This is a genomic window from Streptomyces sp. NPDC048566 (assembly GCF_043199735.1).
In the GTDB taxonomy this organism is placed as follows: domain Bacteria; phylum Actinomycetota; class Actinomycetes; order Streptomycetales; family Streptomycetaceae; genus Streptomyces.
In genome coordinates this window covers 392,442-404,469 of sequence record NZ_JBICWL010000004.1, presented here as the reverse complement: position 1 = coordinate 404,469, position 12,028 = coordinate 392,442, and the positions used below count along the sequence as shown (strand labels likewise).

Here is a 12,028-nt window from a genome sequence, read left to right as displayed (position 1 = left end):
CGCGGCGGCGGCGCTCAGCGGCGCCCCCGCCGGGGGGGGGCGGGGGCCGCGCGCGCCCCCCCCCCCCCCGACGCGGGGCGGCCGTCGGGGGCCGGCCCCGTCCTACTTGAGGTCGAGAGCGTCGCAGGCCGCCTTGTACGGGGCGGTGCAGATCTGCTTCACGGTGTAGATGTCGTCCTGGAGCACGGTGTCCTGGATGTTGTCCGCGGTGAGGTCGACCACGGGCACGAGCTGCGCCGGGATGTCCTTGTTCGTCGGGCTGCTGACCTTGTCGCGGGTCAGCGCGTCGAACTCGATGGAGCGGCCCTGGACGCGGGCGACCGCCATCTCCGCCGCCGCGCTGGCCTCCTGCGGGTACGACTTGTACACGCTCATGAACTGGTCGCCCTTGATGATGCGCTGGACGGCGACGAGTTCGGCGTCCTGGCCGGTGACCGGCGGGACCTTGGAGGCGCCCGCGCTCTTGAGGGTGTCGATGACCGCGCCGGCGATGCCGTCGTTGGCGGAGTACACGCCGGCGATGTTGTCGAGGCCGACCTTCTGGATGGCCTCCTCCATGTTGGCCGCGGCGTTGGCCGGCTTCCACTCCTTGGTGTCGTACGTGGCCGCGACGATCACCTTGTCCTTCAGCTCGGAGATGGCTCCGGCCTTGAACTGCGCGGCGTTCGGGTCGGTCGTCGCGCCGTTCATCATGATGATCTTCTTCGACGCGGAGTTGCTGCCGAGCGCGCCGACCAGGGCCTTGCCCTGGACCTCGCCGACCAGTTCGTTGTCGAAGGAGATGTACGCGTCGATCGGGCCCTGCGCCAGCCGGTCGTAGGCGATGACGGGAATGCCCGCCGCCTTGGCCTTCTCGACGCCCTTGGCGATCGACTTCGAGTCGACCGCGTCCACGAGGATGACGTCGACCTTGTCGTCGATCATCCCCTGCAACTGGGTGAGCTGCTTGGCCGCGTCCTGGTCGGCGTTGGCGTACTCGACCTCGCCCTTGCCCTCGGTGAGCTTCTCGACCTGTTCCTTGATGATCGGATAGTCGAACTTCTCGTAACGGGTGTTCTCCTTCTCCGGAAGGAGCAGCCCGACCGTGATGTCGTCGCCCTTCGTGGGGCTGGCCTTGGCGTCGCTCCCACCGATCCCGTCCACGACACCGCAGCCCGCGAGGGAGAGGGCGACGGCGGACGAGGTCAGGGCTATGACGGTACGGCGGAGACCGGTGTTACGAGTGTTCACATCAGGTGCCTTCCGGGCGAGGTTGCAGCATTGCGACCCAGGTGGCTGAAAGCCAACGCGGCGATCACCTCAGCGTCAAGGAGTAGCCACTTAACGAGATGGCAACAGCGTTCCGTGTTCCACAAGTGAACACTGTGGGAAGAGGTTACGCCCAACGTTCCGGCAATCCCCTCAGCTTCACCTTCCGTCATCCACACCGACGCGGTGGCGGCGCGTCCCGCGACGGTCCACCCGCCGCCGCGCCGACCGCCGTTGAGGTGCACGGGAGCCCGGAGGACGGGCCGCCCCGCACCCGTTTCCCCGGCGGAAACGCCCCTCGGCACCGCGGCCCGATCCGGCACCGCGAAAGCGACCAAACCACCGATTCCGTCCGGAACGTCAGGATCAAGCCATCCGGTCCGTCATCGATCGGAAACGGTCACGGAGTGAGTCCGCGCACACCGGGCCCCGAGACCTCGGGAGAGCCGGGAGCCGGCAGCCGGGAGGGGGACACGAGAGCGGCGGACGCCGGAGACGGGAGAGCCGGGGCCCCGGGGCGCGCACACGCGGGAGGGGCCCGGAGGCCGTTGCCTCCGGGCCCCTCCCGGGTGTCACGGTCACTGGTCCGGCGACCGCTTGGGACGCCAGACCACCAGGGCGCTCGTCTGCTGGACCTCCTGGTACGGGACCAGGTCCCGCCGGTAGGAGGCGTGCACCGCGGCCTCGCGCTGCTGCATGGCCACCGCGGCGCCCTCCAGGGCCGACTGGAGCTCGGCGACCCGGGACTGGAGCGCCGCCACCTGGTTCTCCAGCTCGATGATGCGCTTGATGCCGGCCAGGTTGATGCCCTCGTCCTGCGACAACTGCTGGACGGTGCGCAGCAGTTCGATGTCGCGAGCCGAGTAGCGGCGGCCCCGGCCGGGGGTGCGGTCGGGGGAGACCAGGCCGAGCCGGTCGTACTGACGCAGGGTCTGCGGATGCAGTCCGGAGAGCTGGGCGGCCACCGAGATGACGTAGACCGGCGTCTCCTCGGTCAGTTCGTACGGATTGCGCCGCCGACCGGTGGTGTCCATGGCTCCGTCATGCTCCCTTCGCGGCCTGGAACAGCTCCGCCCGCGGGTCCTCACCCGCGGTCGCCTCGCGATACGCCTCCAGCGCGTCGCGAGCCTTGCCCGACACGTCCTGGGGCACCGCCACCTCGACGGTGACGAGGAGGTCGCCCCGGGTGCCGTCCTTGCGGACCGCGCCCTTGCCGCGGGCCCGCATGGTGCGTCCGTTGGGTGTGCCCGGCGGCAGCTTCAGGGTCACCGCGGGCCCGCCCAGGGTGGGTACCTTCACCTCCCCGCCGAGCGCCGCCTCCGTGAAGGTGACGGGCACCGTGACGGTCAGGTTGTCGCCCTTGCGGCCGAAGACCGGGTGGGTGTCGACGTGGACGGTGACGTACAGGTCGCCGGAGGGTCCGCCGCGCTCGCCGGGAGCGCCCTTGCCCCGCAGCCGGATCCGCTGGCCGTCGCTGACGCCCGCCGGAATCCGGACCTGCATGGTCCGGGACGACTTGGCACGGCCGCTGCCCTTGCAGACCTCGCAGGGGTTCTCCGAGATCAGGCCGCGGCCCTTGCAGTCCGGGCACGGGTCGGTGAGCGAGAAGCCACCGCCCGAGCCCCGGGCCACCTGCCCGGTGCCGACGCAGGTCGGGCACACGCGCGGTGTGCCGTTGGCGTCGCCGGTGCCCGAGCACGCCTTGCAGGGTGCCTGCGAGGTCATGCGCAGCGGAACGGTCGCGCCGTCCACCGCCTCGGTGAAGCTCAGCGTGACCTCGGTGTCGATGTCCTGGCCGCGCCGGGGCTGGGTACGGGTGCCCGTACCGGCGCCGCCGCGGTTGAACAGGCCGCCGAAGACGTCGCCGATGCCGCCGCCGAAGCCGCCGGCCTGGCCGCCCTGTCCGCCCTGGGGGGCGCCTCCGAAGAGGTCGCCCAGGTCGAAGTTGAAGTTGCCGCCGCCCGCGCCGGGCCCCGGGCGGAAGCCGCCGTTGCCGAAGAGGGCGCGGGCCTCGTCGTACTCCTTGCGCTTCTTGGGGTCACCGAGGACGTCGTTCGCCTCGGAGATCTCCTTGAAGCGCTCCTCGGCCTTGACGTTGCCCTTGTTGGCGTCCGGATGGTTCTCGCGGGCGAGCTTCCGGTACGCCTTCTTGATCTCGGCCTCGGTGGCGTCCTTGGGGACGCCGAGGACCTTGTAGAAGTCCTTCTCGATGAAGTCCTTGGTGCTCATCCCCGACGTCCCTCCTTCCTTCCGCTGTCAAGCTCAGCCCTCGTCCGGGCCACCGCTCTCCTTGTCCTCGACCGTCTCGGCCGACTCCTCGGCCTTGACCGTCTGCGCCCCGGGCTGCGGCTCGGCGACGGCCACCCGCGCGGGGCGGATGGTGCGCTCGCCGAAGCGATACCCCGGCTGCAGAATCGCCACGCACGTCGTCTCGGTGACGTCCGGCGCGTACGAGTGCATCAGGGCCTCGTGGATCGTCGGGTCGAAGGGCTCGCCCTCCTTGCCGAACTGCTGGAGCCCCATCTTGGCCGCGACGGTCTCCAGGGACTCCCCGACGGACTTGAATCCGCCGACGAGTTCGCCGTGGTCCCGCGCGCGGCCGATGTCGTCGAGCACCGGCAGCAGCTCGGTCAGGAGGTTCGCCACGGCGATCTCCTTGACCGCGATCCGGTCACGCTCGACGCGGCGGCGGTAGTTCTGGAACTCGGCCTGGAGCCGCTGGAGGTCGGCGGTCCGCTCGGTGAGACCGGTGCGTGCCTGGTCCAGCTGCGCCGTCAGGGCGGTCAACTGTGCGCTGTCGTCCCCGTCCGGGGCCGCCGCCCCCTCCGCAGAGGGGGTGGCGGACTGCGGATCGGCGTCGTCGGAGGTGGCGCCGGAGGGGACGTCGGGCTGCTCGTCGAAGCCCGGGGTCTCCTCCGTCACGCGGCACCGTCCTTGCGGTCCTCGTCGACGATCTCGGCGTCGACGACGTCCTCGTCACCGCCGTCGGCCTTCGGGGCCTCGGCGCCCGGGGCGTCGCCGCCCGCGGCCTGCGCGGCCTGGGCGTCGGCGTACATGGCCTGGCCCAGCTTCTGCGAGACGGCGGCGACCTTCTCGGTGGCGGTGCGGATCTCGGCGGTGTCCTCGCCCTTGAGCGCGGTCTTCAGCTCCTCGACGGACGCCTCGACCTCGGTCTTGACCTCGCCGGGGACCTTGTCCTCGTTGTCCTTGAGGAACTTCTCCGTCTGGTAGACGAGCTGCTCGCCCTGGTTGCGGCTCTCGGCGGCCTCGCGGCGGGCGTGGTCCTCCTCCGCGTACTTCTCGGCCTCCTGGCGCATCCGGTCGACCTCGTCCTTCGGCAGCGAGGAGCCGCCGGTGACGGTCATCTTCTGCTCCTTGCCCGTGCCGAGGTCCTTCGCGGTCACGTGCATGATGCCGTTGGCGTCGATGTCGAAGGCGACCTCGATCTGCGGGACGCCCCGGGGGGCCGGCGGCAGACCGGTCAGCTCGAACATGCCGAGCTTCTTGTTGTACGCCGCGATCTCGCGCTCGCCCTGGTAGACCTGGATCTGCACGGACGGCTGGTTGTCCTCGGCCGTCGTGAAGATCTCGGACCGCTTGGTCGGGATCGTGGTGTTGCGCTCGATGAGCTTGGTCATGATCCCTCCCTTGGTCTCGATGCCGAGGGACAGCGGGGTGACGTCGAGGAGCAGGACGTCCTTGACCTCGCCCTTGAGGACACCGGCCTGCAGGGCGGCGCCGATGGCGACGACCTCGTCCGGGTTCACGCCCTTGTTGGCCTCGTTGCCGCCGGTCAGCTCCTTGACGAGCTCGGCGACGGCCGGCATGCGGGTGGAGCCGCCGACGAGGACGACGTGGTCGATCTCGGACAGCTGGATGCCCGCGTCCTTGATGACGTTGTGGAACGGCGTCTTGCAGCGCTCCAGCAGGTCGGCCGTCAGCTGCTGGAACTGGGCGCGCGTGAGCTTCTCGTCCAGGTGCAGCGGGCCCTCGGCGGACGCCGTGATGTAGGGCAGGTTGATCGTGGTCTCGGTGGACGAGGACAGCTCGATCTTGGCCTTCTCCGCGGCCTCGCGGAGGCGCTGGAGGGCCATCTTGTCCTTGGACAGGTCCACGCCGTGACCGGCCTGGAACTGCTTGACCAGGTAGTCCATGACGCGCTGGTCCCAGTCGTCACCACCGAGGTGGTTGTCGCCGTTGGTCGCCTTCACCTCGACGACGCCGTCACCGATCTCCAGCAGGGACACGTCGAACGTGCCGCCGCCGAGGTCGAAGACGAGGATGGTCTGGTCGTCCTTGTCGAGGCCGTACGCCAGGGCGGCGGCGGTCGGCTCGTTCACGATGCGCAGGACGTTCAGGCCCGCGATCTCACCGGCCTCCTTCGTCGCCTGGCGCTCGGAGTCGTTGAAGTACGCCGGGACGGTGATGACCGCGTCGGCCACCTTCTCGCCCAGGTACGCCTCGGCGTCGCGCTTCAGCTTCTGCAGGATGAAGGCGCTCATCTGCTGCGGGTTGAAGCTCTTGCCGTCGAGCTCGATCGTCCAGTCCGTGCCCATGTGACGCTTCACGGAACGGATGGTCCGGTCCACGTTCGTGACCGCCTGGCGCTTGGCGACCTCGCCGACGAGCACCTCACCGTTCTTCGCGAAGGCGACGACGGACGGCGTGGTCCTGGCGCCCTCGGCGTTGGTGATGACGGTGGGCTCGCCGCCCTCCAGAACGCTGACGACGGAGTTAGTCGTGCCCAGGTCGATGCCGACCGCACGTGCCATTTCGATTCCTCCAACAATGACTTGAGTGGAACAGGCTCAAGTGTGCACGACGTCCGCCGCTCGGTCAACAGACATGAGTCGTGGAGGCTCAACTCTTATCCGCTCCTTACGCGCAGGATGCCCCCGACCTGCACGTCTCACAGCGAGCTAGGGGATTTTCACCGGCCCGTCCGCGGCCTCCCGCACGGCGCCGGGGGGGTCGGCGGGACGGCGCACGCCTCCCGCGACGGGTCCCCCGGGCTGCGGAATCGCATGCGTACGGGATCGGGGTCCCGGGCCGGCGCGGCGCGCCCGGGGACCCGGCCGGACGGCACCCGCCACCGCGGCGGCCAGGACGGCGCCGGCCGGCCACCAGGCCGCCGCGGCCCCGAGCCAGCCGAGATCGATGAACAGCCCGACGAGCGCACCCGCGAACGCGGCGAGCCCGGTGACGACGACGACGCCCTGCCGGGTGAGCCCGGCCCGGCGCAGCCGGTGCGCGAGATGGTCGGGCGCGGACCGCAGCACCGGCCGCCCGGCGCGCCGCCGGGAGACCAGGACGAAGGCGGCATCGACGGTGACCAGCGCCGTCAGCGCGAACCCGGCGGCGAGACCGGACCCGGCGGGCCGCTCCGCGTGCACGAGCACGGCCGCCGAGGCCAGCACGAACCCGGCGAACTGGGACCCGCAGCGGCCCGCCGCGATCCGGGCCGGCGGCCAGCCGTGCATCAGGAACCCGGCGAGCGCGGCGGCCAGCACGCTGAGCAGCGCCGCGAGCCCGTCCATGACCTCGGCCGTGGCGCATCCGCCGAGCGCGAAGGCGGTGATCACCCCGACGGTCCCGAGCACCCCGTCGGACTGGTCCAGCGAGCGGAAGGCCCGGGTGACGCACACGATCCAGCCGGCGGCGAGCACACCGCCGGGCACGCCCAGCGCGTCGTAGGGCACGGCCAGGACGGCGGCGCCGGCGACGGCGGTCAGCCGCAGCGGGGGCGGCACGGGCAGCAGGTCGGCGGCGAGGCCGGCCAGGGCGACGACCAGGGCGGCGACCAGCAGCCGGCTCGTCTGGGCGCCGAGCGGGGCGGCACCGGTCCAGTCCCCGGCGCAGCCGACGAGCGCCGTCGCGCCCGCCACGGCGAGCCCGCCGAGCGGCGGCACCCGCCGCTCCCGGCCGGGCGGTCGGGGCCGGGTGCGGCCGGCGAGGAGCCCCGGCCCGCCGGCCGCACCCGGGCGCAGCGCGAGCGACCGCAGCAGCGCCGAGAGCGCGGCGGTCAGGAGCAGGGCGGCCGTGGCGGCCGCGATTCCGTACAGCACATCGCTAATTTAGGGGTACTTGTCACAGTATTGTCTGAATAACACGATCGGGTTTACTCGTCCCCGCGCCGGAGCCGCGCGACGGCCGGGGCACATCGCCCGGCCGCCCGCGACGCGTCCACTCAGGTCTGCCTCAGCGACGCAGATCACCGCGCCCCTGACTACAGTGCGGCGGAAGAAGTGGGTAGTCTCAGACGGACTGCATAAGTTACCGCTTAGTAATCACTTCGAGGCGACCCTCGAAGAACACCTCGCAGGCCCGAGGAGCCCCCGAATGCAACTCGCCGCGATCGTCGTGTCGCTGGTCCTGACCGTGGTCGGCGTCGCGCTGATCGCGCGGGCCGTCGCGCAGATCTACCGGTTCATCAAGCTCGGCCAGCCCGTCCCCGCCGGCAGCCGCACCGACGACTGGAAGGCCCGCACCGCCACGCTGGCCAAGGAGTTCGTCGGCCACACCCGGATGAACCGGTGGGGGATCATCGGCGTCGCGCACTGGTTCGTCGCCGTCGGCTTCCTGACCCTGGGCCTGACCATCGTCAACGCCTACGGTCAGCTGTTCCAGGCCGACTGGACCCTCCCGGTCCTCGGCGGCTGGCTGCCCTACGAGTTCTACACCGAGTTCATCGCGCTGTTCACGACCCTCGGCATCCTCGTGCTGATCGTGATCCGGCAGCTGAACCGGCCCACCAGGCCGGGCCGCAAGTCCCGCTTCGCGGGCTCCAAGACCGGCCAGGCGTACTTCGTCGAGGGCGTCATCCTCGTCATCGGCCTCGCCATCATGACGCTGCGCGGCCTGGAGGGCGCCCTGCACGGCGTCGACCACTACGAGGCCGCCTACTGGGCCTCGTACCCCCTGGTCGCCGCCTTCCACGGGCTGAGCCTCGGCACCCTGCAGACCCTGGTCTACCTGACCGCCATGATCAAGCTCGGCGTCACCATGGGCTGGGCCATCACCGTCGGCCTGAACACCAACATGGGTGTCGCCTGGCACCGCTTCCTCGCCTTCCCCAACATCTGGTTCAAGCGCGACGCCAAGGGCGCGACCGCCCTAGGCGAGCTGCTCCCGATGACCAGCGGCGGCGAGCCCATCGACTTCACCGACCCCGGCGAGGACGACGTCTTCGGCGTCTCCCAGGTCGAGCAGTTCTCCTGGAAGGGCCTGCTCGACTTCTCCACCTGCACCGAGTGCGGCCGCTGCCAGTCGCAGTGCCCCGCCTGGAACACCGGCAAGCCGCTCTCCCCGAAGCTGCTGATCATGTCGCTGCGCGACCACGCGCACGCCAAGGCGCCCTACCTGCTGGCCGGCGGCGGCAAGACCATGGAGGGCGAGGAGAAGGCCTCCGAGGAGCAGCTCAAGGACGTCCCCGCGGCCGCTCTCGCCGAGGCCGAGCGCCCGCTGATCGGCACCGCCGAGGAGAACGGCGTCATCGACCCGGACGTCCTGTGGTCCTGCACCACCTGCGGCGCCTGCGTCGAGCAGTGCCCGGTCGACATCGAGCACATCGACCACATCGTCGACATGCGCCGCTACCAGGTGATGATCGAGAGCGCGTTCCCGTCCGAGGCGGGCACGATGCTCAAGAACCTGGAGAAGAAGGGCAACCCCTGGGGCCTGGCGAAGAAGCAGCGCCTGGAGTGGACCAAGGAGGTCGACTTCGAGATCCCGGTCGTCGGCCGCGACATCGAGGACCTCACCGAGGTCGAGTACCTCTACTGGGTCGGCTGCGCCGGCGCCCTGGAGGACCGCGCCAAGAAGACCACCAAGGCCTTCGCGGAGCTGCTGCACATGGCGGGCGTCACGTTCGCGATCATGGGCGGCGACGAGAAGTGCACCGGCGACTCCGCCCGCCGCCTCGGCAACGAGCCCCTGTTCCAGGAGCTCGGCATGGAGAACGTCATGTCCCTCAACGCCGCCTTCGGCGAGGAGATGGACGACGACGGCAAGGTCACGGCGGAGTCCAGGAAGCCCGCGTCGGCCAAGAAGATCGTCGCCACCTGCCCGCACTGCCTCAACACCCTCGGCAACGAGTACCCGCAGCTCGGCGGCGACTACGAGGTCATCCACCACACCCAGCTGCTCCAGCACCTCATCGACGAGGGCAAGCTGCTGCCGGTCACCCCGGTCGAGGGCCTCATCACCTACCACGACCCGTGCTACCTGGGCCGCCACAACAAGGTCTACACGCCGCCGCGCGAGATCATGTCCGCCGTCCCGGGCCTGCGCCAGCAGGAGATGCACCGCCACAAGGAGCGCGGCTTCTGCTGCGGCGCCGGCGGCGCGCGGATGTGGATGGAGGAGCGGATCGGCAAGCGCATCAACAACGAGCGCGTCGACGAGGCCCTGTCGCTCGACCCGGACATCGTCTCGACCGCCTGCCCGTTCTGCCTGGTCATGCTGACCGACTCGGTCAACGGCAAGAAGAACGACGGCAAGGCCAAGGAGTCGGTCCAGGTCGTCGACGTCGCCCAGCTCCTCCTCGACTCGGTCAAGGCACCGGTCGACGGCGACGGCGGGGACGACGAACCCCCGGCCGGCACCGCGGACTCGGAGAACGCGCCGGAGCCGGAGCCGGTGAAGTAACCGGCCGCAGGCCGCACGCACGGCGACGCCCCCGTCCCCGGGACGGGGGCGTCGCCGTGTCCGCACCCGCCGACGGAACCGCCCGCACCCGTCCGACGGCCCGCCGCGACCCCGCACGACGCCCGCGGAAGCCGCTCGGCGCCCGCCCGGCCCGAGCCCTCCCGGTCGGCCCGCCGGACGGCCGAGGGGGCCGCGCACGGCCCGTGACGGCCGACGGAGGGGGCCGCCGGGCGGGGCCTCTCCCACCCGCCCCCTCCGTCTCGAAAATAATCCGAACTCACGTACAACCCTCACCCCCCGCCGGCGGTCTCCTGTTCGCCGACCAGCCAGTGAACCGCCGGACAACGCCAGGCGAACACAGGCGGTCGAAACCCATCGACAGGGGATGTCCGGCGGACATCCCCGCATGCCGCAGGAGAATCCCGCATGCACAAGCGTCACCCGCACTCCGTGCGACTCGCCCTCGCGACGGCCACCGCTGCCGCGCTGACGGGCGGCCTGCTCACCTTCTCCGCCCCCACCGCCGTCGCGGCGGACTCCGTGCACGTCCCGCAGGCCGACTTCAACGGCGACGGCATAGGCGACGTCGCGGCCTCGGCGCACGCCGCCTACGTCAGCGGACACAAGGGCGCCGGCCAGGTCGTCGCCCTCTACGGCAGCGCCTCCGGCGTCTCGTCCGCCAAGCGCTCCACGATCAGCCAGAACACCGCCGGCGTCCCGGGCACCGCCGAGGCCGGCGACGGCTTCGGCGCCGAGACGGCCTACGCCGACTTCAACGACGACGGCTACGACGACCTCGTCGTCGGCACCCCGTGGGAGAAGGTCGGCACCGACGTCAACGGCGGCACGGTCGCCATCCTGTGGGGCTCCGCCGCGGGCCTCACCGGCAAGGGCGTCACCATCGCCGACCCGGCCCCCTCCTCGCACGACTACTGGGGCAAGGACCTCGCCGCCGGCGACTTCGACGGCGACGGCCGGGCCGACCTCGCCGTCGGCAGCTCCAAGAGCACGATCTACGTGTACAAGGGCGGCTTCAGCACCTCCGGTACGCCCGGCGGCCGGACGACCCTCAAGCCGCCGATCCGGTCGGGGACCAACGACTACCCCTACGGCCCGCTGAGCCTCACGGCCGGCGACGTGAACGGCGACGGCCGCACCGACCTCGTCGTCGACGGCTACGAGACCGACAGCGCGGACGGCTGGAACAGGAACTACTACGTGCCCGGCACCGCGAGCGGCCTGAGCGCGGCGTCCGCGCAGGCCCTCAGGCCCGGCATCATCACCGCCATCGGCGACATCAACGGCGACGGCTACGGCGACATCGTCAGCGGAGCCGGCTGGGACCACCACACGGACGACGGCCGGACCATCCCGGACTCCTCCGACGGCGGCCGGGCGAACATCACCTACGGCTCGGCCTCCGGTCCGTCCGCCACCACCTCGATCACCCAGGACAGCGGCGCCGTGCCCGGAAAGTCGGAGCCGGGGGACAGCTTCGGCTGGGACCTCGACATGGGCGACGTCAACGGCGACGGGTTCCAGGACCTCGTCGTCTCCGCCCCGAACGAGGACATCGGCGGCGTCAAGAGCACCGGCATGGTCACCGTGCTCTACGGCTCGGCCGCCGGCGTGCGGGTCAGCTCCGGCGTGCAGTCCTTCGCCCAGAGCAGCGCGGGCGTCCCCGGCAGCGACGAGACGAACGACGCGTTCGGCGCCGAGGTCAAGCTCGACGACGTCACCGGCGACGGCAAGGCCGACCTGCTCGTCGGCACGTACGAGAACGGCGGCAACGGCTCGGTCGTCTTCCTGCCCTCCAACGGCACGAAGATCACCACCAGCGGCGCCCGCACCGTCTCCCCGAGCACCTCGGGTGTCTCCACGACGGGCTCCCCGCAGTTCGGCGCCGTGTTCGCCGACTGACCCGGTTCCGCCGGGACCGGGGCCGGCGGGCCCCGGTCCCGGCGGCGGGGCCCCGCGCGGGCACCCGCCGCCACGGCAGCACCCGGAGCCCCTTCTCCCCGCCCCCGAGAGGCGGCCGGGCGGCCCCCTAGGGGATGTCACAGCTCGGCAGCAAAGCCCCGCCCGATACGCCGGGCCCGCACGTCACTCTCCGGGACCAGGTACGTTCGATAAC

General features: G+C 71.2%; 8 protein-coding genes. 2 read left to right on the top strand and 6 right to left on the bottom strand.

From position 1 onward, the window contains the following. Nucleotides 1–102: 102 nt before the first annotated feature. From ACGFS9_RS10695 to ACGFS9_RS10670, 6 genes are all read right to left on the bottom strand, one after another. Nucleotides 103–1,230: a sugar ABC transporter substrate-binding protein gene (locus ACGFS9_RS10695; protein ID WP_393252065.1), complete on the bottom strand. Its 1,128-nt coding sequence runs from the start codon at nucleotides 1,228–1,230 to the stop codon at nucleotides 103–105. A gap of 596 nt (nucleotides 1,231–1,826) precedes the next feature. Further along, complete coding sequence (locus ACGFS9_RS10690; RefSeq protein ID WP_393252064.1) at nucleotides 1,827–2,282, bottom strand: heat shock protein transcriptional repressor HspR; 456 nt, start codon at nucleotides 2,280–2,282, stop codon at nucleotides 1,827–1,829. Nucleotides 2,283–2,289: 7 nt separating this feature from the next. After that, nucleotides 2,290–3,477, bottom strand: a complete 1,188-nt coding sequence (gene dnaJ, locus ACGFS9_RS10685; protein ID WP_393252062.1) for a molecular chaperone DnaJ — start codon at nucleotides 3,475–3,477, stop codon at nucleotides 2,290–2,292. Nucleotides 3,478–3,510: 33 nt separating this feature from the next. Beyond that, nucleotides 3,511–4,170 carry a nucleotide exchange factor GrpE gene (gene grpE / locus ACGFS9_RS10680; RefSeq protein WP_393252061.1) on the bottom strand — a complete coding sequence of 220 codons (660 nt, stop codon included), beginning with the start codon at nucleotides 4,168–4,170 and terminating at the stop codon, nucleotides 3,511–3,513. Further along, a complete protein-coding gene (gene dnaK, locus ACGFS9_RS10675; RefSeq protein ID WP_393252060.1) occupies nucleotides 4,167–6,020 on the bottom strand; it encodes a molecular chaperone DnaK in 1,854 nt (617 codons plus the stop codon). The genes grpE and dnaK overlap by 4 nt, the downstream gene beginning before the upstream one ends. A gap of 147 nt (nucleotides 6,021–6,167) precedes the next feature. Further along, on the bottom strand, nucleotides 6,168–7,313 hold the full coding sequence (locus ACGFS9_RS10670) for an MraY family glycosyltransferase (RefSeq protein WP_393252059.1): 1,146 nt from the start codon (nucleotides 7,311–7,313) through the stop codon (nucleotides 6,168–6,170). Nucleotides 7,314–7,587: 274 nt separating this feature from the next. Between ACGFS9_RS10670 and ACGFS9_RS10665 the strand changes: the two genes are divergently transcribed. Further along, on the top strand, nucleotides 7,588–9,894 hold the full coding sequence (locus ACGFS9_RS10665; RefSeq protein ID WP_393252058.1) for a (Fe-S)-binding protein: 2,307 nt from the start codon (nucleotides 7,588–7,590) through the stop codon (nucleotides 9,892–9,894). Nucleotides 9,895–10,320: 426 nt separating this feature from the next. Continuing rightward, nucleotides 10,321–11,814, top strand: coding sequence for an FG-GAP and VCBS repeat-containing protein (locus tag ACGFS9_RS10660; protein WP_393252057.1), 1,494 nt, complete (start codon nucleotides 10,321–10,323; stop codon nucleotides 11,812–11,814). Nucleotides 11,815–12,028: the final 214 nt, after the last annotated feature.